The 21,185-nt window shown below is 69.3% G+C and carries 18 protein-coding genes; 3 read left to right on the plus strand and 15 right to left on the minus strand.

What is annotated here, in order from left to right; genetic code table 11:
- Positions 1 to 321 precede the first annotated feature (321 nt).
- Complete coding sequence (locus BLP38_RS13140) at positions 322 to 2,751, minus strand: right-handed parallel beta-helix repeat-containing protein (protein WP_091358636.1); 2,430 nt, start codon at positions 2,749 to 2,751, stop codon at positions 322 to 324.
- Between the two features lie 158 nt (positions 2,752 to 2,909).
- On the opposite strand from BLP38_RS13140, the gene BLP38_RS13145 reads away from it, so the two are divergent.
- A complete protein-coding gene (locus BLP38_RS13145) occupies positions 2,910 to 3,977 on the plus strand; it encodes an acyltransferase family protein (RefSeq protein ID WP_157681112.1) in 1,068 nt (355 codons plus the stop codon).
- On the opposite strand, the gene BLP38_RS13150 is transcribed toward BLP38_RS13145, so the two are convergent.
- Positions 3,904 to 5,196 carry a hypothetical protein gene (locus BLP38_RS13150; RefSeq protein WP_091358640.1) on the minus strand — a complete coding sequence of 431 codons (1,293 nt, stop codon included), beginning with the start codon at positions 5,194 to 5,196 and terminating at the stop codon, positions 3,904 to 3,906. The two genes, BLP38_RS13145 and BLP38_RS13150, sit on opposite strands and share 74 nt — an antisense overlap.
- On the minus strand, positions 5,193 to 6,599 hold the full coding sequence (locus BLP38_RS13155) for a polysaccharide biosynthesis tyrosine autokinase (RefSeq protein WP_091358644.1): 1,407 nt from the start codon (positions 6,597 to 6,599) through the stop codon (positions 5,193 to 5,195). Before BLP38_RS13155 ends, BLP38_RS13150 begins: the two co-directional genes overlap by 4 nt.
- A gap of 223 nt (positions 6,600 to 6,822) precedes the next feature.
- Here BLP38_RS13155 and BLP38_RS13160 point away from each other — a divergent pair, with 223 nt between their 5' ends.
- Positions 6,823 to 7,674: a hypothetical protein gene (locus BLP38_RS13160; protein WP_091358647.1), complete on the plus strand. Its 852-nt coding sequence runs from the start codon at positions 6,823 to 6,825 to the stop codon at positions 7,672 to 7,674.
- On the opposite strand, the gene BLP38_RS13165 is transcribed toward BLP38_RS13160, so the two are convergent.
- From BLP38_RS13165 to BLP38_RS13200, 8 genes are all read right to left on the minus strand, one after another.
- Positions 7,602 to 8,729 (minus strand): glycosyltransferase family 4 protein, encoded by a 1,128-nt coding sequence (locus BLP38_RS13165; protein ID WP_231916514.1) that lies wholly within the window; start codon positions 8,727 to 8,729, stop codon positions 7,602 to 7,604. The genes BLP38_RS13160 and BLP38_RS13165 overlap by 73 nt on opposite strands.
- A gap of 59 nt (positions 8,730 to 8,788) precedes the next feature.
- Complete coding sequence (locus tag BLP38_RS13170) at positions 8,789 to 9,934, minus strand: polysaccharide pyruvyl transferase family protein (RefSeq protein WP_157681113.1); 1,146 nt, start codon at positions 9,932 to 9,934, stop codon at positions 8,789 to 8,791.
- 1 nt (position 9,935) lies between these two features.
- On the minus strand, positions 9,936 to 11,369 hold the full coding sequence (locus BLP38_RS13175; protein ID WP_091358655.1) for a lipopolysaccharide biosynthesis protein: 1,434 nt from the start codon (positions 11,367 to 11,369) through the stop codon (positions 9,936 to 9,938).
- Positions 11,366 to 12,604 carry a DUF1972 domain-containing protein gene (locus BLP38_RS13180; RefSeq protein WP_091358659.1) on the minus strand — a complete coding sequence of 413 codons (1,239 nt, stop codon included), beginning with the start codon at positions 12,602 to 12,604 and terminating at the stop codon, positions 11,366 to 11,368. The genes BLP38_RS13175 and BLP38_RS13180 overlap by 4 nt, the downstream gene beginning before the upstream one ends.
- Positions 12,604 to 14,127, minus strand: a complete 1,524-nt coding sequence (locus BLP38_RS13185; protein WP_091358662.1) for a sugar transferase — start codon at positions 14,125 to 14,127, stop codon at positions 12,604 to 12,606. Before BLP38_RS13185 ends, BLP38_RS13180 begins: the two co-directional genes overlap by 1 nt.
- 280 nt (positions 14,128 to 14,407) lie before the next feature.
- Positions 14,408 to 16,096 (minus strand): aldehyde dehydrogenase family protein, encoded by a 1,689-nt coding sequence (locus BLP38_RS13190; RefSeq protein WP_091358665.1) that lies wholly within the window; start codon positions 16,094 to 16,096, stop codon positions 14,408 to 14,410.
- A gap of 18 nt (positions 16,097 to 16,114) precedes the next feature.
- Entirely contained in the window at positions 16,115 to 16,375 is a 261-nt protein-coding gene (locus BLP38_RS13195) for a glutaredoxin family protein (RefSeq protein ID WP_091358667.1), read from the minus strand.
- The gene (locus BLP38_RS13200) at positions 16,375 to 17,508 is read right to left on the minus strand and encodes a glycosyltransferase (RefSeq protein ID WP_091358670.1); all 1,134 of its coding nucleotides are present in this window, start codon (positions 17,506 to 17,508) and stop codon (positions 16,375 to 16,377) included. Before BLP38_RS13200 ends, BLP38_RS13195 begins: the two co-directional genes overlap by 1 nt.
- Positions 17,509 to 17,692: 184 nt before the next feature.
- On the opposite strand from BLP38_RS13200, the gene BLP38_RS13205 reads away from it, so the two are divergent.
- A complete protein-coding gene (locus BLP38_RS13205; protein ID WP_091358672.1) occupies positions 17,693 to 18,244 on the plus strand; it encodes an HdeD family acid-resistance protein in 552 nt (183 codons plus the stop codon).
- Between the two features lie 16 nt (positions 18,245 to 18,260).
- Here BLP38_RS13205 and BLP38_RS13210 read toward each other — a convergent pair whose 3' ends face one another.
- Genes BLP38_RS13210 through BLP38_RS13225 form a run of 4 tightly spaced genes read right to left on the minus strand, consistent with a single transcriptional unit; the run spans position 18,261 to position 21,151 of the window.
- On the minus strand, positions 18,261 to 19,109 hold the full coding sequence (locus BLP38_RS13210) for an NAD-dependent epimerase/dehydratase family protein (protein ID WP_091358677.1): 849 nt from the start codon (positions 19,107 to 19,109) through the stop codon (positions 18,261 to 18,263).
- Positions 19,110 to 19,147: 38 nt separating this feature from the next.
- Complete coding sequence (locus BLP38_RS13215) at positions 19,148 to 19,477, minus strand: hypothetical protein (RefSeq protein WP_091358681.1); 330 nt, start codon at positions 19,475 to 19,477, stop codon at positions 19,148 to 19,150.
- Entirely contained in the window at positions 19,477 to 19,884 is a 408-nt protein-coding gene (arr, locus tag BLP38_RS13220) for an NAD(+)--rifampin ADP-ribosyltransferase (protein ID WP_091358684.1), read from the minus strand. Before arr ends, BLP38_RS13215 begins: the two co-directional genes overlap by 1 nt.
- Before the next feature lie 22 nt (positions 19,885 to 19,906).
- Positions 19,907 to 21,151 carry an alpha-hydroxy acid oxidase gene (locus BLP38_RS13225; protein WP_091358688.1) on the minus strand — a complete coding sequence of 415 codons (1,245 nt, stop codon included), beginning with the start codon at positions 21,149 to 21,151 and terminating at the stop codon, positions 19,907 to 19,909.
- Between the last annotated feature and the right edge of the window lie 34 nt (positions 21,152 to 21,185).

Below are 21,185 nucleotides of genomic sequence, written 5' to 3' on the forward strand. Positions count from 1 at the left end.
AGGGCTCCCGCGTTCTCATCCCATGTGACTCCCACGGGACCCCCGCTCCGTCGCCCGGGAGGGAAGAGGGCTTTCACGCGTCGGGCCGCGCGGCCCGCTGATGACACGTCCGGGAGGTTCCGTGCCGTGACGCCGGCCAGGAGCTCCTCGAGTCGGTTCAGTCCGTACGGCCACCGATCCGGGGCCGCACCCGCCGCGTGGCGCTCGCGCCATGCGGACAGGTCGCGACTTGCGGGATAGAAGACGACGACGCCCGCACCGCCCCCCGTAGCCACGATCACATCGTATGCGTCGCATGTGACGCGTGGCTACGGCGGGGTGTCACCGATCGAGTGGAGCGGTGAATGCGCCGGCTCGCTTGGTGCCTGCGGCGACCCCGAGGGCCGAGGCGATGTCCGACGGCAACCCGCCAAGCGACGCGCGCGGGGAGGCGAGCACATCACTGCGCAACCCGAGCGACGAGGTGAGGATCGGGCTACCGGTCCACAGCGCGGAGCTCTTGTCGTTGCCCGTGAAAGCCGCCACCTCCGAAAGGGTCTTCAGGCTCTTCGTCCCCGAGGATCCGTTCGCCCAGCAGGCCAGGTTCGCCGGCGTCGACGAGTCGCGTCGGTAGTAGAGGTTGTTCTCCATCCACGCGCCGACGCCGGCGCCGGCGAGTCGCCGCTCGGTGTCTTGAGCGAGCACGGGACAGGAGCCCGACCCGGTGCTGAAGGAGATGACGTTGTTCCGCACGACGACGTCATCCAGAACCCACGGGGCGACGGACTTCAGAGCCGTGTTCGTCTGACGGCGCTCATCCTGCCAGAACAAGATGGCTCGCCCGCCGGCGTCGATGGTGTTGTTCCAGATCCGGACGTCACCGCTGTTCATCACATGTATGTCGGCACCGTTCCGCGAGAAGACATTGTCCGCGACGATCGCCTGCTGGCTGAGTTCGAGCTGAACACCGGCGGTCTTGTTGTCGGCCACAGTGTTGCTCGTCACCTCGACGTCCCGCGAGTTGATATCGAACCACACGCCGGCGCTGTCGTTGTCGTCGACGATGTTGCCGTCGATACGGACATCGTTCGAGTCGGTGATCTTCACCCCGCCCGAGACGGGCGCGGGTTTGAAGCTCTGCGTGTTGTTCCCCCTGATGATCGAGTCGGTCAGGGCGAGGTTCGCCACCTTGTTGACGCCGAGACCCAGCAAGCCGTTGTCCTGAAGTGTGACCCGGTGGAACTTCTTGAAGTCGTTCCAGGCGAAGACACCGACCGTGGCGTTGTCCCGGACGACCATGTTCTCAAGGGTGATGTCGTCGACCTCCGCGGTGACCGTACCCATCATCGAGAGGGTCGTCGCGTATCGTTCGACTCCGAACCCGCGCAGTGTGGTGTGCTTGCCCTGGATCTTGAAGGCGCGCGTCAGTGTGCTGGCCTCCACCCGCTTGCCCGTCGGGTCGGAGCCGACCAGCAGTCGCTTTCCGCCTTCGTCCACGTAGAACGTGCCGGCCGTCACCGCGCTCGCCGAGCTGACCTGGGTGAGGCGCTTGTCGTTGATCCATACCTGATCGGGGTACCCGGCGAGCGGGTTCGCTCCGTCGACGAACCGGCGGGTCTCATCCTTCCCCGCCGTGAACGACACGGTGTGGTCGAATTTGTGCGTCCAGCCGGCCTTCACCCAGACGTTGCCCGACTTGACCCAGCCGGTCACCGGTGAACTGCCGTCGAACCACACTGCTTCGCCGGGGTAGGCCTGGATCGTCAGCGCCTTGTTGTAGCCGACGTAGACGTACTCGCGGTACGTCCCGCCCCGGAGGACGATCGTCGATCCGGACGGTGCCTTCGAGACTGCGTAGGCGGCACTTCCATACGGATCGCCCGCGGTGCCGGAGCCTGTCTGCGTTCCCTTGGGAGCGACGAATATCGCGCGTGCCGGAACGGGGTACGTCGTCGTGCCGACGGGAGCGCTGCCCACAGCCTTGTCGCTGCTCGAGGGCGGTGTAGGTGTCGGCGCTGGCGAGGTGGACGCCGGGTCCGAGACTCCGACGTCGTCGAGACGGACGGTCGAGGATGGCGAGCTCCCCGACAAGTAGGACGCGATGGCCGGGTAACCCGCGCGGGAGATGCGCTGTGCGCTGGTGTCGTCGTAGACCGCCTGCCACGCGGGCTTGGTCGATCCTTGAGTCCAGATGCGAGCGCGCAGCTGGACCGGCGACGAACCGGTCACGGAGAACTCCACGTTGACGCGCGTTCCGGCCGCAAGGCTCGAGATCGGCTTCACCGAACGCAGCACGGCCTCTCGGCCGGATCCGCCGTCGAACCGGCTGATCCAGAGGTTGACGCCCGTTTTTCCGAACCCGACCCGGGCCTGGTAGGAGAACTTGCCGTCGGATCGGAGTGCCAGCGAGACGGTCGAACCGTTTCCCGTCGTCGTCGGCTTCTCCGGCCAGACGGTGGCTCCCAGGACAGCGTCGGTGAGCGAGGTCGAGCGGATCGCCTGCTCCGCGGACGTTCCGGGCGTCAGGGTGATCGCGGCGGCTCCGTCGCGGACACTCGTCGATCGCGGGGACGAGGCGGTCCACGCATCGCCGGAGGTCGACGTGCCCCACCCTTCCGCCACGGTGCGGCTGAAGGTGTCCTGGACGTGCGTGGCGGCGGTCGCCGCGGGTGCGGTCGCGGCAGATCCCGCCGCGATGAGTGCGAGAGCCACAGCGGTGGCGGCAGCCCGGACGCGGAATCGGGCGCGCGTGAGGGCAGGAGGATGTGTCATATCAGCGGGTCGCCTTCGGGTGGGGGTGGCGCGGATGAATGCTCATCAGATCACGGGGCGTGCTCTCAGCCGCGTGCCATGAGACACTTTTCATCTGTGCAGGGGTGCACGGCATTCTGCGGACGGGGCTTGGTCCGCGCTGATGATGGGGGGTCATCGTGTGGGGTTCGCTGTGGCGATCAGCGCCGCCGTCGCACGACGGTCGGATCGAATGGGTGGATGCCGGCAAAGGGCTGGCGATCGCGCTGGTCGTCCTGTTCCACTCGGCGCGCTGGTTCGCTGGAGTGGCGGGCGATGTCTCAGGCTGGTTGTGGATCAACGACATTCTCGCCACGATGCGGATGCCCTTGTTCTTCACCTTGGCCGGGCTGTTCGCCGCCAAGTGGGCGACGGTGCCGCTCGCGCAGCTCTGGAACGCCAAGCTCCGCCTCTTCGTGTGGGTCTTCCTCCTCTGGGAGTTGCTCGGCCTCGGCCCCTACCTGATCGGTCAGGCGGCGCACGGCATCGAGATCAATCCGCGGAGAGAGATCTTCGACACCGCGATCTCTCCACTCATCCCTCGTTTCGAGCTCTGGTTCATCTGGGCGCTGGCCCTGTTCTTCCTTCTCAACAGGGCGCTACGGGCCGTGCCGACGGCCGTCACGCTGTCCACAGCCGCCCTCGTGTCCGTCATCGGGTTCACCGGCATCCTCCCGCTCCCGTCGCCGAGTTGGACGGGGGTCTGCAAGTACTACGTGTTCTTCCTCATCGGGATGACGTGGCGGCGCGCGTTGTTCGCCTACGCGGCGCGCAGCGGATGGGTTCTGCGCAGCCTGGTCGTCGTCGCGTGGGCCGCGGCGGCGTGGGCCGTCACGGTGTTCGACCTGAGTCGGATCCCCGGGGTGTACCCCGCTCTGGCGTGCGTGGGCGTGCTCGCGGGCATCGCCATCAGCCAGGTCCTGCAGTGGTCCGCCTGGATCGTGGGCCTGGGGTCCCGGACACTGCCGGTCTACCTCGCGCACACGCCCATCGTCATCCTGCTCGCCGCCGCTGTCGCGCTGGTCGCGGACCACACCGTGGTCCGAACGGCGGCCCCGGTGCTACCGGCGGCTGCGGCACTCGCCGCGATCGGCCTCTCGCTGGGCCTGTACCGGATCTCGCGACGGACGTTCCTCAGGTTCCTCTTCGATCCGCCGCCGCGGCTCCTTGTGGCGCACCCTGCCGGACCGACGAGCGCTGCGCGATGAGGGCCGACACGGGCACCGCCAACACGACGAGTGCCAGCGGGAGCGTCTTCATCGCCGATATCGCAGGGCTGAACGCGAGATCCCACACCAGGCGTGTGGCCAGGTAGACCGCGAGCACGGTGCACGCACCTTCGCGCAGCGCGCGTTCGAGCCCCATGCCCGCGATGACTGCGACGACCACGCACGCTGCGAGCCCGGGGAGTCCGAACCACAGCCAGAGGTCGCCCACCATCGAGTGGACTTCGATGCCGCCGCCGAACATGAACCTGTCGACGTAGTTGTTGTGGGGGTCGTACCCGATCGCCGCCATGGAGGACTTCGCTGCCGTGACGTCGGTGGGCGACGCGACGATGCCAGATCCCATCCCCCACGGGTTCAAGCGGATGAGGGCTTCGGATGCGGCGATCTCGGGGCGGCCGCCGAGCAGGAGCGAGCCGGACGTGCTGATCTGCGCCTGGGTCCGATCTTTGGTCGCCTCGCCGAAGAAGCCCTCCAGGATCGCCGCCTGCGCGACGAAGAAGATGGCGATGCCGAAGAGGACGACTCCGACGACGTTGCCCGCGCGACGACGCGCAGACCCCGCGACCCGACCGATCCGTTGCCAGATGAGGACGACGGCCGCCAGAAGCAGCATGGCGGTGTTCGAGCGTGCGTCATTCACCACGCCGACCGCTGCGAGGAGGACGACGACGACGAGTTGCGGCATCAATCGGTCGCCCCGCGCGGCGATGGCCATGAGGAGGATCGTGAGCGGGATCGAGAAGGTGAACCGCCAGCTCGCGGTGGCGTCGATCTCCCCCAGGATGCCGAGGGTCATGCCCACCCCGTACGCGATCGACACCGCCGACAGTCCGATGACGGTCCGAGCCCAGAGGAGCGCTCCGACGGCGCCGAGCAGACCCAGTGCGAGAGCGCTGCGTTCGACCAGGCTCGAGGGGAGTGCGAGGTGATCCGTCGACATCCACCATGTGAGCAGCACGCCCGCGACTGTGGCAGCGACCAGGAGAGCGGTCAACGCGACGAACAGTCGAGCCCGCCGCAGCAGAGGCAGCCAGAGCGGGACGAGCAGCAATCCGACGAGGCCGCCCACGGGGGCGTTGAAGGGGAGCGCGATGCGGAGTCCGACGATGACGCAGAGGAGGATCGCGAAGACGGGTTCGGCCGTCCACTTGCGGGTGAGGATGTCCGCGCCGCCGGCCGCGGCCGTACGCGGGCTCATGTCCGCGGCTTCGATCTCCCACCCCGCCGATCACTCCTGCGCCAGCGCCACGGCTGCGGCATGGAGGAATCGTTGTCGTGGTACGGGCTAGAGTCGACGCGCTTGACCGCGTTGAGGACGACGCCGAGGATCCTCGTCCGGGTCGACTCGAGCTCGTCCAGCGTCCGTCGGAGCGCGTGCCGCTTGGTGAACCGGTAGCGCGCGACCACGAGGATCCCGTCCACGACCGGAGCCAGCCACAGCGGGTCGCTGACGGCCAAGACCGGCGGGCTGTCGATGACGACGACATCGAACCTCTTGCGCGCGTCGACGACCAGGTCTCGCAGGTGGTCCGAAGTGAGTAGCTGTCCCGGGTTCGGGGGGATCGTCCCGCTCGGGAGGACGCTCAGGTTGCGTGTGCCCCAGTGCTGGATCGCGTCGGCGAAGCCGATGTCGCCCACGAGGATGGTCGTGACGCCGACGCCGCCCTCCAGTCCGGTCATCTTCGCGATCGACCCACGTCGCAGGTCGGCGTCGATGAGGAGGACCCGCTGACCCTGTTCCGCGAGGATCAGGGCGGTCGACAGGGCGACCGAGGACTTGCCCTCATTGGATGTCGCCGAGGTGACGAGGATCACGCTCGTGTCGCCGTCGACGTTGGCGAACCGTAGCCCCGCGGCGACACCGCGGATCGACTCGGCGGCCAGGCCGGTCTCCGCCCGCCGCACGGCGTCGGGGAGGGTGGCCCCATGACCGACGCCGGTGACTTCACCCAGGACCGGAGTCTCGGTGAGCGCGGCGATGTCCTCGCGGGACTGCAGTCGCGTTGCGAGCAGTCGTCGCAGCCAGGCGTAGACCATGCCGATGATCAGCCCGACGAGCGCGCCCACGACGATCAGCAGCCGTGTGTTCGGCGCGACGGGATTACGGGACTCGGTGGCCGGGCTGATGGTCTCGATGCGCACGGCAGGACCGGATGTGCTCGTCTGGGGCGACAAGCCCTCGACTGCCTCGGAGAGTTCTTCGGCGATCGCATTCGCGATGGTCGCCGTTCCGGTCGAAGACCCGCCGCTCACGGAGATGTTGAGCACCGCCGAGTCCAGGGGCGTCTCCACGACGACCTGGCCGGCGAGGGCGCGCGGCGTGATCGTGAGTCCGAGGCGGTCGATCACCGGCTCGAGGACCACGGGCGATGTCGCGACCAGCGCGTAGGTGCTCACGAGGCTTTGGACGTAGCTGGAGCCCTGCACGAGTTCGGCTGTGCTGTCACCGCGAGTCGGCAGGACGACGACGGCTGCCTGGGCCCGGTACACCTTCGGTTGCGTCTGCGCGTAGCCGTACGCGACCGCTGCGCCGAGAAGCACGAGCGCGACGATGGCGAACCATTGTTTGCGCAGGGCCAGGAAGTAGTCGTTGAGGCTCACCGACGGAGCCCCGGCTCTGTTGGAACCGCGTTCATTGCACGTTCGTCGTCGATCACGATGACAGATCCCCCCCACAGCACCCGAGGTGCCCCCCAACGGCCCTGGCGGATGCTCTTGTTTCCCGCATTCTATGCCGTAACGCGTGCACTCGGTGCCGGGGATGAGTGAATCGGCTCGGTGACCGGTATCCTCTGAACGGGGACACGCAGACTGGGGGAGTCGTATGCGAACGAGCGGTTTTGGGATCAGACGGGCGGGGCGTCGGGCAGCCGAAGTCCTGGACGGCGTCTATGCGCGAAGCTTCCGAGCCATCCGTACCGGACCGCGCCGGTCGGTCGGCGTCGTCGGGATCTACCGCGAAGCCGAGCCGATCCGTTCGGCCATCGATCAGCTCAGGGCCTCGCGTCACGACCTGACCGTCAACGTGGGCGCGATGGGTGACATCCCCGCCGGCATGGCGTCGGACACGGGAGCCGATCACCTCACGGCCGGGAAGTTCCAGAACCTCAACGTCCTCGTGCGGGATCTTCCGGCGGTGGACTGGCTGGTGATCATCGACGACGACGTCGTCCTCCCCGCTGGTTTCCTCGACCTGGCGATCGAGGTGTGCGAGAGGCTCGATTTCGCCCTCGCTCAGCCGGCTCAGACGCGGTTCAGCAATGCGAACTGGATCGTCGCCAAGCGGCGGCTGCTGAGCGTCGCCCGGAGGACGCGTTTCGTCGAGATCGGGCCCGTCACCCTCATCCGTGCGGATGCGGCGGAACTGCTCCTGCCTTTCCCGGCCGACCTTCGATGGGGCTGGGGCCTGGATTTCCAGTGGGCGCACCTCATGGAGCACGCCGGTCTGCGCATGGGCGTCATCGACGCGGCGGCCGTCGTGCATGCGAGCCGCAAGGTCGCCAGCACGTACTCCTGGGATGCAGCGCAGGAAGAGGGGCGCGAGTACCTCCGCGGAGTGGACCATCTGCCGAACGACGTCGCGATGAGCCGTGGATTGCGTACCTACCGCGTCCTGCCTCGGCGCCGAGGTGCGTCCGCCCGCCTCGATCCGGAGCGCACGGCACGCTCGACATGACGGCGGACGGCTGCGCGGTACGACTCGGGTGCGTGCCGCCGCAGGGCCTCTGCGCGGCTGTCCTCGACGTCGGCGCGCACGGCCGACCATGATTCGGTGAGCGCCCGCAGCTGTTCCGAGATGGCCGCAGGCTCATCGACCGGAACCATGCGCGCGGTCGTGTAGCTGCCGGCCGCCTCGCGGAGTCCGCTGGTGTCGGCTACGACCACGGGCCGCAGCCCGAGGACGGCTTCGACGGCGGTGTTGCCGAACGGCTCGTCGATGCGTGACGGCACCACCACGACGTCCGTGTCCGCGACGAAGCTCCACACGTCCGGCTGGAATCCGGCGAACGTCACCGACATGTGCTCCGGTGCGTTGTCAGCCTGCAGTCGCAGCTGGTCGCCGAACCATTCGTATCCCGGGAAGGTGTCGCCGATGAGCGTGACGTCGACGGGCAGGCCGTCGCGGGCCAGCAGCGCCGCGGCGGAGAGCACCAGGTCCGGGCCTTTCCGGGGTGACAGCCGTCCCATGTAGAGCACGCGCAGTGCGCCGTCCGTGTCTGCTCGAAGCGGTTGCGGGCTCGCGGGCCCGACGACTCCGTTGAGCACGACCTCCGCCCGCGATGCGAGATTCGGGAGGACGTGTCGGATGGTCGCCTGACTGAAGCGACTGTTCACCAGGACCTCGTCCGACAGCAGGTGCGGGCTGTACAGGAGTCGGTTCAGCAGGGCGCTCCCCGATGCTTCCGCCTCATGCACGTGACTGATCACGGGGGTGCGTCGCAGTCGCGCGATGAGGGGCCAGAGGGGAATGGTGATGGTGCTCACGTACACCGCGTCCGGGTGGACCCGGCTCATGATGCGCCAGGCCGAACCGAGTCCACGGAACGTCTCCCCGATGAGACGCATCCACCCCGAGGGCCGCAGCAGCGCCTTCCGCAGTACGAGACCAGGCGCGATGACGACTTCCGCGCCGAGGGAACGGATCTCGTCGATGAGCGGACCGTTCGTGGGGATCGCGACGACGACCCGCGCGCCGCCGTCGATCAGCCCGGCGACGGATTCGCGGAACATCCGGTCAGATCCGAACAGCTCGGCGCCCGGGTGTGCAGCGAGGACCGTCCTCGGCGCGATCACAGCACACCGGCCATCGTGAGCACGGACTCGAAGGCTTTCGTCGCCGCAGCCGCGTTCGGTGCGTGGTCGTGATCGGAGCGTTTCCCTCTGCGCGCGCGAACGGTGTCGGCGAGGTCCTCGTCGCTGACCTCCTCGACCTGGGGAGGGGTGGGGCAGGCAGAGAACGCTTCGGCGGTCTTCGGCACGCCCGGGGTCAGCACAGGCGTACCGAACGATCCGGCGACGATCGCGACGTGCATGCTCGTCGTGAACACGACCCCTGCGGATGCGAGGACGCACACGATCTCGTCCGCCTTCAGTCCGATGAGAGCCAGAGTCCCCGTCCGCTCAGCCGCGGCTGCGAGCGCGCGATCCTCGCCCGAATGAGCACCGAGCGACAGGACGGCGATCGGCAACCCCGTCAAGGAGCGGAGCGCGGCCTCGACGCGGGCCTCCGGCCAGCCGTGGAATGCTGCCGCATGGAAGACGACGAGCGGTTCGTCGACGCCGAGCCGCCTCCATACGACCTGACGACCGCGCTCTGCGGATCGGGTCTGATCGGAGAGGGCCGGATGGGCGAAGACCATGTCCGGGGCGCGGACGATGCGTTCGGGGCTCACCCCGGCGGCCTCGAACTGACGGGCGGCGTGGGTTGTCCGTACCCAGACGCCCTTCAGGCGACTCACCGCGGCGCGAGCCCGAGGGTCGTGCGCCATTCGCCGAGCTCCGACGGACACCAGCACGGTCGGCGCACCGGGCACCCAGTCCGCCTCAGGGAGCCAGACGCCCGGCCCGTTGAGGAAGTGCCTCCGGGCGAACAGCTCTGCCCGGAGGCGAAGGAGACGACCGTGGCGCTGGGCCTCCGGGATCGCCATGTGATCGAGGGCGACCGTGGTCGTGTCGAAACGGACGAGGTCCCCGCCGCCGACGAGCACAGCGGCCACCTTCGTCCGCCGGATCTCTCGGAGCGGCCGGATCGGCTCCCCGGCGAGGGTGGCGCCGGGGAGAGGGGCGAAGTGGGTGACATCAGCCTCGAGCCCGATCTGGCGCAGAAGATGGCTGGTGACGCCCGGATACAACCGATCGCCCCAGTTCGCCACGGAGTAGTCGCCGACCTGGGCGAGCTTCACGGTCGTCGCGTGCGCCGACCGTTCTGTCACCACGTCACTGATGGTGTGCTCCTGACTCGGGGGCCTCGTCGGCGAGTGCAGAGCGGCGTGAGCGATGCCGGACGAAGAGGACGTTGGGGATGAGCTGGCACGCGACAACGGCGACGATCGAGCCGATGAGCGGGCCGGGAGCGCCGAGGCTCGGGGTGAGGCCGATTGTGAGCCCCAGGTTCACGGGCAACAGCACGATCGCGCATGCGGCCTGGAAGGTGAGCCCGCGCGCATCGGTGAGCGCCATGCCGTAGGGCTGCTTGACCGCCTGGATGATGATGAAGACGCCACCGGCCACGAGGATGGGCCAGCCGAGTTCGATCCGGCCGCCCGACGCGAGGTCGGCGAGCCATCCCGAGAACACGAAGATCAGGGTGCCGCCGATGAACGCGAGCGCCGCGAACATGCCCGCCATGGCGTGCGGGGAGAACGGCGTCGAGGTGCCCGCTGCCCGCGCGCGTGCGAAGACGGGCCACAGCGACATGCCCGCCGTGGCGAGGACCCCGAGCGCGGGCGTGAACATCTGCATCGCGAGGCTGTACTCGGTCAGGTCGTCGAGGGATCCCAGATGGCTCAGGACGAGCCGGTCGGAGGACATGGCGATCGGGAGGGCGATCATCTGGACGAGCATCGGCCACGCGACATTGAAGACGCGCTCCCCGCGTACGCGAGGGTTGAGGCTCTCCCGAAGTGCGACACCGATCGTGGGCGAGATGCGCCGCACGGCGATGACGAAGGCGATGGCGCTGATCAGGAAGGTGCTTGCGTACGACGCGACGGCGATGTACCCGCCGCCGGCGCCGACCGAGATCGTCAGCCAGAGCACGACGAGCACGACCGGCGTCTGCAGCGCGCCGAGGAGGACCACGAGCGTGTTCAGACCGAGCGCGATCAGGATGCGCTGCCCGAACGAAATGAGCAGGTTGAGCGCGAAGATCCCGAGACAGAGCGTCGCAGCGAGAGCGCCTGATGCGAGGTTCAACCCTTCGCCGAGCAGCGTGTCCCAGTAGCCGAGAGCGTAGATCGCCACCGCGACGGTGAGCAGGACGATCGCGCAGCACGCGAGGAGGCGCATGCAGGAGATCAGGACACCGCGGAGCCCCGGGTCGGTCCGGGGATCGCGAGCGGCGGAAGCCGCGTTGAGGATCGCCGCCGACAGTCCGAGGTCGGTGAACGGCAGGAGCGCGGCGATGCCGACGAGCAGCGTGTACTGGGCGTACGACGCCTCACCGTAGTTGTCGAGGATGAGCCGGGTGACGACGATGCCGAGGAACGCGCTCACCGGCATGACCATGAGCCGGGCGACCGCGCTGCCGCCGACTGATGCCAGCATTCCACGGCGGGTGGCGAGCCGCCGCTCGACGCCCGCGTCGATGTCCCCCGCGACATCATCGATCGCGGGGGACTCGGGGGTCCGGATCGTGCCGGGTGCCGTCATTCGCCGCTCCGGGCCGCGCTCGCGCGCCGCCGGGCCCGTCGGCCGAGCTGGTGCATGGACTCCCGCCGAGCGAGGCGCCCGGCCAGATCCTCATAAGCGGTCGCCACGTCGTCCCAGCGGAAGGCCGTCGCGGCGCGTTCGCGGGCGCGGAGGCCGAGTATGCCCGCAAAGGCCGCGTCGCGGTCGAGCGCCTCGACCCCGCGCGTCAGCTCGGCGGCATCCGCGAAGAACAGTCCGTGCTCGTCGAGGGTCTCGTGGTTGAATCCCACGTCGTAGGCGAGGGTCGCCGTGCCGGCGCCCATCGCCCGCAGGAGCGAGGGATTCGTGCCGCCGACGGAGTGTCCGTGAACGTACGAGAGCGCGTGGAAGTAAAGGGCGTCGAGCAGGCCCTGGTCGTACACCCCACCGAGGAAGCGGATGCGAGGGTCGTCGCCCGCGGCGGCTCGGATCCGTTCCGTGTACTCGGCGGCGTACGGTGCCGAGCCGACGACGACCAGCGGCTTCGCGGCCGCGCTCGCGCGGTACCCCTCGACGATCTCGAGCACGTGGTTCTCGGGTTCGAATCGCGCGACGACCAGGTGGTATCCGCGGGGTGCGAGGTCGAGGGCACGGATGCCGTCGGCCGGGGCGCTCTCCAGGATCGGCGCGCCGTACCGGATGAGCTCGGTCGGGACGCCGAACTCCCGGTTGTAATAGTCCCCGATGCCGGGGGCATCGGCTATGAGCGCGTCGGCGGTCCGCACGCCGAACTCCTCCGCCCAGCGGTAGTAGGCCTTGCCGCGCCGGCCCCATTTCGAGCGCTTCCACTCCAGACCGTCCATGTGGAGGGCGGTCGGGATGCCACGGGCACGCAGCACCGGCAGGAAGGGCGAGTTGGCGGCGTTGAACACGAAGGCGGCGTCGGGTCGGCGACGGAGCACCGCATGGACCGCCGACAGTCCGGTGTGGCTCAGGGTTTCGAGCTGCTTCACCGAGACCGCGGGCAGGTGGACGATCTTCATGCCGAGGTATTCGCGCTTGCGGCTCTCGGAGCCGCGCGTGTAGACCGTGATCTCGTGGCCGCGCTCGACGAGCCGGCGCCCGATCTCCTCGACCGCCGTCTCGAAACCGCCGTACGAGGCGGGTACGCCCCGCGTCCCGACCATCGCGATCCGGAGCGTCCGAATCGCGCGGCCGTGCGATCCGGCACGGGATCCCTCGGTCGTGACGGTGCTCCGCGGTGAATCGATGACCATCAGTACGCCCCCTGCGGTGTGATCATGACCTTCGCCGTCCGCCACATGAGGACGAGATCGGTCATGACGGTCCAGTTCTCGACGTAGCGGAGGTCCAGGCGGACGCTCTCCTCCCAGGAGAGGTCGCTGCGCCCGCCCACCTGCCACGGTCCGGTGATGCCCGGCTTGATGTAGAGCCGGCGGAAGACGGTGCCGTCGTATGCGGTCACCTCTGCCGGCAGCGGCGGACGCGGGCCGACGACGCTCATGTCGCCCCGGAGGACGTTCCAGAACTGCGGCACCTCGTCGAGGGAGAACTTCCGGAGGATCTGTCCGACGCGGGTGACCCGAGGGTCCTGCTTCAGTTTGAAGAGCGGGCCGGAACCCTCGTTCTGGGCGAGCAGGGCGCTGAGCTCCGACTCGGCATCCACTCGCATCGTCCGGAACTTCAGCATCGCGAACTCCTGACCGTCGCGGCCGACACGGGCCTGGCGGAAGAAGACCGGGCCGCCGTCGTTCGTTTTGATGGCGAGAGCGATGACGGCCGCCACCGGCGCGAAGGCGAGGAGTGCGGCGCCCGACACCAGGATGTCCAGCGCTCGCTTGACGTAGAAGGAGGCACCCTCGAAGGTCGGGATTTTCACGTGGATGAGAGGCATCCCCTCGACCGGTCGAAGCGACATCCGTGGTCCTGCGACGTCGGCCAGCCGGCTCGAGATGACGAGCTCGGCAGCGGTGCCCTCCAGTGACCAGGAGAGACGCTTCACATACGTGGGATCGCCCGCGGGCTGGCTTGCGACGACGATCGTGTCGCTTCCGTAGATCTCCGCCGCACGGAGGACGGCGTCCTCGCCGTGCATCACCGGGTAGTCGACACCGTCGACGCTCACGCGCTCGCCGGCGCCCTCGAGGAGAGCGACCCCGACGACCAGGTAGCCGAGCTGGCCCGCGGGACCGAGGGTGCGGATGGCGTACTCGACGTCATCCCGCGACCCGACGACGACGGTGCGCGAAGCGAAGCGGCCGTCGGCGCGTTGCGCGATGAGCCACCGCCGCCACCCCCAGCGCGACAGCAGGAGCGCGAGCGTCCCGAGGGGGAGAGCGGTGAACAGCTGCGCGCGGATGCCGCCCCATTCGAAGACGACGAACATGATGGCGAGCAGCCCGAACGCGAGCCCGGTCGCGTGCGCGACCCGGGCGTACTCGACCGAGCCCGAGCCGATGACGCTCGCGGAGCGGGTGTTGAAGAGCATCAGCGCGACGAGCCAGAGCGTGCCGGTCGCGATCGCGATCGCGACCGCGCTGTACGGGGCGGGGGCGAGGGCGCCCGTTGCCGTGACGTGGACCGTCGCGAACGCGCATGCCAGCGCGACGATCGCCGTGTCGCTGGTTCGCAGTCGCACGCGGAAGCGTCGCTCCCACTGCTGACGGCTGACGAGCGCGGCGGATGCCCGCGGCGCCTCGCCCGCCCACCCGCGCACGGTCGTCAGCGGGCTCAGCCCTGGCAGCGACAGGCCGGGCGAGATGCCCTCGACCGCGCTCACCGTGCGTCCCCACACACATCGGACGGTGTCCGCATCATGCCCCCAAGCAATGTGCGATCACTGCACCCGCCCCCAAGGCGGATGCATAGTTCCCCAATGAGCTTCGCGGTCCCCCAAGAACCTCCGCACGACCCCCCGGCCGCGCGATCCACTCGAGGGCAACTCTAGCGCGCGACGAACGGTCGTGCGAGCGCGGGGCGTTAACTCGATGTAAACCGACGCGTCATGTCATCAGCGGCCAGGTCTGGCGATGCCCGGCCGCGCCGCCGAGCGTCTGGGCTCAGGCGCCGAAGGCGCGGAAGAGCGTCATGACGAGCGGGCCGATGCGGCCGTCGATCCGGAACTGCGCGAAGCCCTCCGACACCGCGCGTCCCGTACGCGAGGTCACGAACCACGGCGGCTTCGGCAGCGCCGAGAAGCGTCCGCGGCCGAGGGAGCGGGGGAAGGGACGGAACGGTCCGCGCACGACGCTCCGCTCGACGTCGTCCAGCAGAAGTGCGTTGTGGACGATCCCGATGCCGCTCGGCGCGTCGTCGACGGTGCCGCCGGGGAACGCGCCCCACGTCGCTGTGGGGGTGAGGAACCCGAACGCCGTCCACGCGTTGATGGCCACGGTGCCGTAACGCAGGCGCGCCATCGCCTCGTCGAACTGCGCGCCGAGGCTCTCCTGGGTGAGCGGGTCGACGAGCACGTTCGCCCCGAGGGTCCCCGTGAGCCGCTCGTTCGCGTGCGCGACGGCGGCATCGACGAACGCGGCGCCGGTGCCGGGCAGGTCGACGATCCCGAGGACCGGGGCGAAGTACTCGGTCGTCTCGATCTCGCCGTCACCCGCCGCGATCGCCCGCGTGCCGTCGGCGAACCACTCGGCATCCGGGTAGACCTCGCGCACGCGCTCGAGCCGCGCCGCGGCGTGGGGATACCAAACCGGGCGCTTCGGCGTCCGTGCGAAGGCGCGGCGCAGCTCGCGTTCGAAGTCCTCGCGCTGATCCCAATCGCGGCTGAGCAGGACGACCTGCCCGGCGATGCAGTTGTGCCCGCTGTTGTGCAGCCGCATCGTGGCGACGTGCTCGGCCTGGAACCTCAGGTCGGCCTTCGACCATCGCCCCGGCACCACGATGATCGGCGAGACCCCGCCGAGCTCGGCGGTGATCGGCACGCGCAACCGGTCCGCACCCGACCCGACGATGGCGCGGAAGGTCGTCTCCGACCCCGTGATGTGCACGTGGTCGACCTCGGGGTGCCTCGTCAGATAGGCGCCGACGTCGCCGCCTCCGCTCGCGACCGCGGTGAACCCGGCCTCGATGAGCGGCGCGAACGCCCTCTCGAACACCGGGACGAGGGCGTCCTGCGTCGGGTTCACCTTCAGCAGCGCGACGCGCCCCTCGGCGAGCAGCTCGTAGAGGACGTCGAGGAACGGGATCGAGGTCACGTTCCCCGCGCCGAGGACGAGCCCCACCCCGGTGCTGCGGAGCGGATGCCTCGAGCCGAGGCCCGCGGCATCCCGAGCCTCGTGCGACGTGATCCCCGGCTGCAACCAGACCTCGGTCGTGTACCCCGACAGCAGGATGCGATCCGAGAACCGCAGGGGCGACGTGTGGACGACGGTGCGGCCGCCGGGGGCGGTGCCGGTGCGGATGCCGCTGAGCGGGCTGCGACCCCGGGCGAGGGCGTCGAGCGTGTCGGCGTAGGCGTCGAGCGCGACGATCGCCGCGTAGGGGCCGGCCAGCCACTCCTCTCCGGCGAGCGGATGCCGGGCGCTCAGTCCCTTGCTCGCCGAGGCGATCCGCGCCCAGTCGTCGGCGGCATCGGCGACGGCGACACGGACGCGGCGGAGCAGATCACGTCGGTCTGCGGCCGGGAGCGCGGTCCACTCGGCCGCGCCCGCGCGGAGCCGCGTGAGGGCGGCATCGAGTGGGGCTCGGGTCCCGGGCGAGAGCTCGTGCGGCGTGGCCGGTGACGTCGTCGTCATCGTCGCTGCGCGATGGGCTCAGATGAGGGACAGCTCGCGGAGCTTCGCCGCGACGTCGTCGTTGCTGGGCTCCACGTGGTGGCTCGCGTCGGGGTAGACGACGACGGGGATGTTGGTGCGTCCGGAGATCTCACGGGCGACGTCGGCGGCGTCGGGCTCGGCCTCGAGGTCGACGTACCGGTAATCGACTCCGAGGCTGTCGAGCTGCGCCTTCGTGCGGCGGCAGTCGCGGCACCAGTCGGCGCCGAACATCGTGATCTGAGCGGACGTGTCGGTCATCAGTCCAGGGTACGCCTGCCCGCCGGGGCCGGCGCGGCCTCCGTCGTCGCTGCGGGGCGGGCCGCGCGGCGCGGCGCATAGACCACGAGGGCGTGGAAGACGAAGCGCAGCACGAACGCCGCGATGAGGGTGAGCGCGGCCGCGAGGACGGCCGGGATGTGGGCGCCTTCGACGAGGATCGACAGGACCGGGATGCGGATGATCGCTTCGAGCCCGTTGAAGGTGAACGACTTCACGAACCGGGTGAGCATGCGCCCGGATTCGGAGCGCATGTCAGCGAAGACCAGGTACTCCAGCAGCAGGAAGTTCGTGACGATCGTGATGACGCTCGCGATGATCGCGGCGGGAACGTAGTCCATCCCCAACCGGATCAGGCCCCACATGATGACGAGGTTGGCGATGGCGCCGAACCCGCCGACGAGGGCGAACGCCGACATCCGGCCGAAGCGCAGCATCGCGAGCTGCGTCAGGAAGCGCACGCCCTGGGTGAAGGTCGCCTTGGACGTCCCGGCATGACGCGAGGCGAAGTCGAAGGGCACCTCGTCGACGCGCAGCTGGCGTCGGGCGAGGACCTCGAGCAGGATCTTGAAGCCGCGCGGTCGGAGTGCCTCCACGTCGACGGCCTGGGTGTCGACGAGGAAGAAGCCGGTCATCGGGTCGGAGCAGTTGGCCAGCTTGCGCGGGAACATCGCCTTGGTCAGCGCGGTCGACGCGCGCGAGACAGCGGTACGGGTCGCGTCGGCGAGGCCTTTCGAGGTCCCGCCCGACGCGTAGCGCGACGCGATGACGACGTCCACGTCGCCGCGGTCGGCGCGCTCGATCAGTCGCGGGATGTCCTCGGGCGGATGCTGCAGGTCACCGTCCATGACGAGGCACCACCGCGAGCCGGCTGCCTGGAACCCCGCGACGACCGCCCCGCCGAGGCCCGCGACGGGGTCCTCGCGATGGATCAGGCGCACCGGAAAACCGGCGTGAGGCGCGGCGGCGGCGATGATCTCGGGGGTGTCGTCGGTCGAGTCGTCGACGAAGATGACCTCGAACACGCGTCCCTCCAGGGCGTCGCCGATCCGCCGCAACAGCTCGTCGACGTTCGGACCCTCGTTGAAGGTCGGAACGATGATCGACAGATCCATGGCGGGGCTCGCGATGCTCGGCGGCGGGCACGGGTGACGTCTCAGCCTAGCCGGGCGGGCGCGAGGCGAACTGAGGATGTCCCCGGCGAACGTTCTGGGTCCGCTGACGACGGCTGACCGGCGTGCCTTGTCGCCCGGGATGCCGCGGCGATAGCCTGGCCGCATCCGGCGAGGGGAGCGCGAGATGAGCACGCAGCAATCGGCACGGACGGTGGTCGGCGGCATCCGCGGGGCACTGCTGATCGGCGGCGTACTGGCCGTCGTGGTCGGCATCCTGATCCTGGTCTGGCCGGGCAAGACCGCGATGGTCGTCGCCGGGATCATCGCGGCGTGGGCGGTGATCGCCGGCGTCGTGAACATCGCCCTCGGAGTCCTGTCACGGTCCGCCGGCGCCTGGTCGCGCGTCGGGCACATCGTGCTCGGACTGATCTTCCTGATCGCGGGCATCGTCGCGTTCTCGAACCTCGGACTCGCCGCCGGAACGCTGGCGACGTTCGTGGGCGCGCTCGTCGGCATCCTGTGGATCGTCGAAGGGGTCGTTTCGCTGACGACCCTCGGCGGCACGCGATCGCGCGGGTGGACCATCGCCTTCGCGGTGCTGAGCATCGTCGCCGGCGTCCTCATCCTGTTCGCGCCGGTCTGGGGTGCGCTGGTCCTCTGGGTGTGGCTGGGGGTCTCCCTCATCCTCCTGGGAGCGATCCAGATCGTCCGCGCGGCCCGACTGCGCACCCGCTGACCGGGCGGCTGGGCGCTCAGCCCACAGAGTCGCGCCACGAGTGCTGCGGCCGATAGCCGAGCACGCGCTGCGCCTTCGCGGTCGAGAACAGCGAGTCGTTCACTCCGAGGTCGCCGCGGAGCTCGACTCCGGGGAACACCTCCGCGACCAGCTCGTCGTTCGGGCGGCTCATGACGGTGTCCGCCGCCGCGATGAGGAAGTGGTCGAAGCCGGGGCCGGCGGCCTCGAGCGCGCGTTCGATGGCCTGCGATCCGTCGCGGGCGTCGATGTAGCTCCACAGGTTCCACTTGCGCTGGCGCGCGTCGGCGTCGAAAGAGGGGAACTCCGCGTAGTCCTCGGGCCACATGACGTTCGAGAAACGGAGGGCGGTGATGGATGCCTCGGGGTGCCACCGCGTCAGCTCGATCGCCATCTGCTCCTCGAGGTGCTTCACGAGGGAGTAGACCGATTCGGGACGCGCCGGGTAGTCCTCGTCGACCGGGATGTAGGGCGGCGGTGTCTCGAACGGCAGTCCCTGCACCGTCTCGCTCGACGCGTAGACGATCTTCGTGATCCCGAGGCGGAGCGCGGCCCAGAACACGTTGAAGGTGGTCGTGATGTTGTTGTGGAAGGTCGCGACGTCGGGGCGGATGCCGGGGGCGGGGATCGCGGCGAGGTGGACGAGGGCGTCGATGCCGTCGTGCTGATCGCCGACTCCCGTGAGCGCGTCGACGACCTGTCCGTGGTCGGTGAGGTCGATCTGCACGAAGCCCGGACCGCGGGTGCCGTGCTGGTCGAAGCCGATCACCTCGTGTCCTGCGGCGGTGAGTTCGCGGACGACGACGGACCCGAGTTTTCCGGACGAACCGGTGACGGCGATGCGCATCCCGTCAGCATGGCACGCGTGCCAGGCAGCGAGGGCCGTCACCACCCGTGGGTGTTGAGCCATTCCCGACGACGGGATGCCTCGGCATCCGTCTCGTCCTCGTCCGAGGTCGCGTGCTCGGCGAGCAGGCCGCCCTCGAGTGGGACGAAGCGATGGCAGGCGGGGCACAGGGCACGGCCGTGCGGCCACCCGTCCGCGAGCATGGCGGCGGAAGATCCCGGCTCGCCGGACCCGGGGCAGCGGGACGGGTCGGCAGCGGCATCCGTCCACATGATCGTGCGGTGGCGGTGCAGACCGGGGTGGTCGAGGGGGCGCGTGCAGCGGCGACCGGCGCTGCGACTGCGGCAGAAGCGGACGACGTCGCTCATCAGTTGATGATCTCGCCGCCGGACTCCTCGATCGCGGCGATGCGGCGCTTCCAGTCCGCGAGCGCCTCGGGGGGCAGGCGCGGCCACCCGATCTCCTCGGCGACGACGCGGAGCGGGTCGGCGCTGCGGTACGAGCGGGTGGGGTTGCCGGGAAACTTCTTGTCGGTCACATTCGGGTCGTCCTCGAACGGACCGGTCGGCTCGACGCGGTACACGCGCGGCTCGCCGTCGCCGGCGGCGAGTTCGGCCGCGAGGCCGGCGGGGTCGCGGAGCGCCGTGAAGTAGATGTGGTTCATCACGATCGACGGCCGGTAGTTCGAGTTGCGTCCCGCGGTCAGCAGATCGCCGATCTGCAGATCGGCCTTCGTGCCGTGGAAGAAGGGTCCGGTCTCGCCCGCTGCGCTCACCGCGCCAGGCTAACGCGCAGGCTCAGGCGTCGGAACGGGGCATCGGCGCGAGGCGCGTGAGCTGCGTGACGTGCCGCGGCTCGAGCTCGGCGATCGAGGCGACGCCGAGCAGCTTCATCGTGCGCTCGATCTCGCTGCGGAGGATCTCGATCGTCTTGTCGACGCCCGCACGCCCGCCGGCCATGAGGCCGTAGAGGTACGCGCGGCCGATGAGCGTGAACTTCGCGCCGAGCGCCATCGCGGCGACGATGTCGGCGCCGTTCATGATGCCGGTGTCGACCATGATCGTCGCGTCCTTGCCGACCTCGCGCACCACGGTGGGCAGCAGATGGAAGGGGATCGGAGCCCGATCGAGCTGACGCCCGCCGTGGTTCGACAGGATGATGCCGTCGACGCCGTGGTCGATGAGGCGCTTCGAGTCCTCGACGTTCTGCACGCCCTTGATGACGATCTTGCCGGGCCAGATCTCGCGGATGACCTTCAGATCTTCGTAGCTGATCGTCGGGTCCATCGCGGCGTTGAGCAGGTCGCCGACGGTGCCGCCGGTGGCCGAGAGCGACGCGAACTCGAGCTTCGGGGTGGTGAGGAAGTCGATCCACCACCAGGGGCGGGGGATCGCGTTGACGATCGTGCCGAGGGTCAGCTGCGGCGGGATCGAGAATCCGTTGCGCTTGTCGCGCAGGCGCGCACCGGCGACGGGGGTGTCGACGGTGAACTGCAGGGTGTCGAATCCGGCCTCCGCGGCGCGCTTCGCGAGACCGTACGAGATCTCCCGGTCGCGCATGACGTACAGCTGGAACCAGTTGCGCCCGTTCGGGTTGGCCGCCTTCACGCCCTCGATCGACGTCGTGCCGAGGGTCGAGAGGGTGAACGGGATGCCGGCGGCCCCCGCCGCACCCGCGCCCGCGACCTCACCCTCGGTCTGCATGAGCCGGGTGAAGCCGGTCGGGGCGATGCCGAAGGGGAGCGCCGACGGGCCGCCGAGGATCTCGACCGAGGTGTCGACGTCGGCAGCGGGTCGGAGCACGTCGGGGTGGAATTCGACGTCCTCGAAGGCCTGACGGGCGCGCGCGAGCGAGGTCTCGCCTTCCGCAGCGCCGTCGGTGTAGTCGAACGCGGCCTTCGGGGTGCGGCGCTTCGCGATCTTCCGCAGGTCGGAGATCGTGTACGCGGCATCCAGCCGTCGCTTCGTGCCGTTCAGCTCGGGCTTCTTGAACTGCATGAGCTCGAGCAGCTCGACCGGCTTCGGGAATTGACGCTGCACCATGGCAACCATCCTCCTCTGGAGTGATCCGACGCGG

The sequence above is a fragment of the Microbacterium sp. LKL04 genome (genome assembly GCF_900102005.1).
Classification (GTDB): Bacteria; Actinomycetota; Actinomycetes; order Actinomycetales; family Microbacteriaceae; genus Microbacterium.

Excerpts from the sequence above, each read along its gene's own strand:
- BLP38_RS13160 (WP_091358647.1), top strand. The coding sequence starts at position 6,823 with ATGCGAACGAGCGGTTTTGGGATCAGACGGGCGGGGCGTCGGGCAGCC.
- BLP38_RS13210 (WP_091358677.1), bottom strand. The coding sequence starts at position 19,109 with ATGCGCATCGCCGTCACCGGTTCGTCCGGAAAACTCGGGTCCGTCGTC.
- BLP38_RS13225 (WP_091358688.1), bottom strand. The coding sequence starts at position 21,151 with ATGGTGCAGCGTCAATTCCCGAAGCCGGTCGAGCTGCTCGAGCTCATG.
- BLP38_RS13165 (WP_231916514.1), bottom strand. The coding sequence starts at position 8,729 with ATGTTCCGCGAATCCGTCGCCGGGCTGATCGACGGCGGCGCGCGGGTC.
- BLP38_RS13180 (WP_091358659.1), bottom strand. The coding sequence starts at position 12,604 with ATGGTCATCGATTCACCGCGGAGCACCGTCACGACCGAGGGATCCCGT.
- BLP38_RS13200 (WP_091358670.1), bottom strand. The coding sequence starts at position 17,508 with ATGGATCTGTCGATCATCGTTCCGACCTTCAACGAGGGTCCGAACGTC.
- BLP38_RS13205 (WP_091358672.1), top strand. The coding sequence starts at position 17,693 with ATGAGCACGCAGCAATCGGCACGGACGGTGGTCGGCGGCATCCGCGGG.
- BLP38_RS13150 (WP_091358640.1), bottom strand. The coding sequence starts at position 5,196 with ATGAGCCCGCGTACGGCCGCGGCCGGCGGCGCGGACATCCTCACCCGC.
- BLP38_RS13190 (WP_091358665.1), bottom strand. The coding sequence starts at position 16,096 with ATGACGACGACGTCACCGGCCACGCCGCACGAGCTCTCGCCCGGGACC.
- BLP38_RS13215 (WP_091358681.1), bottom strand. The coding sequence starts at position 19,477 with ATGAGCGACGTCGTCCGCTTCTGCCGCAGTCGCAGCGCCGGTCGCCGC.
- BLP38_RS13195 (WP_091358667.1), bottom strand. The coding sequence starts at position 16,375 with ATGACCGACACGTCCGCTCAGATCACGATGTTCGGCGCCGACTGGTGC.
- BLP38_RS13175 (WP_091358655.1), bottom strand. The coding sequence starts at position 11,369 with ATGACGGCACCCGGCACGATCCGGACCCCCGAGTCCCCCGCGATCGAT.
- BLP38_RS13140 (WP_091358636.1), bottom strand. The coding sequence starts at position 2,751 with ATGACACATCCTCCTGCCCTCACGCGCGCCCGATTCCGCGTCCGGGCT.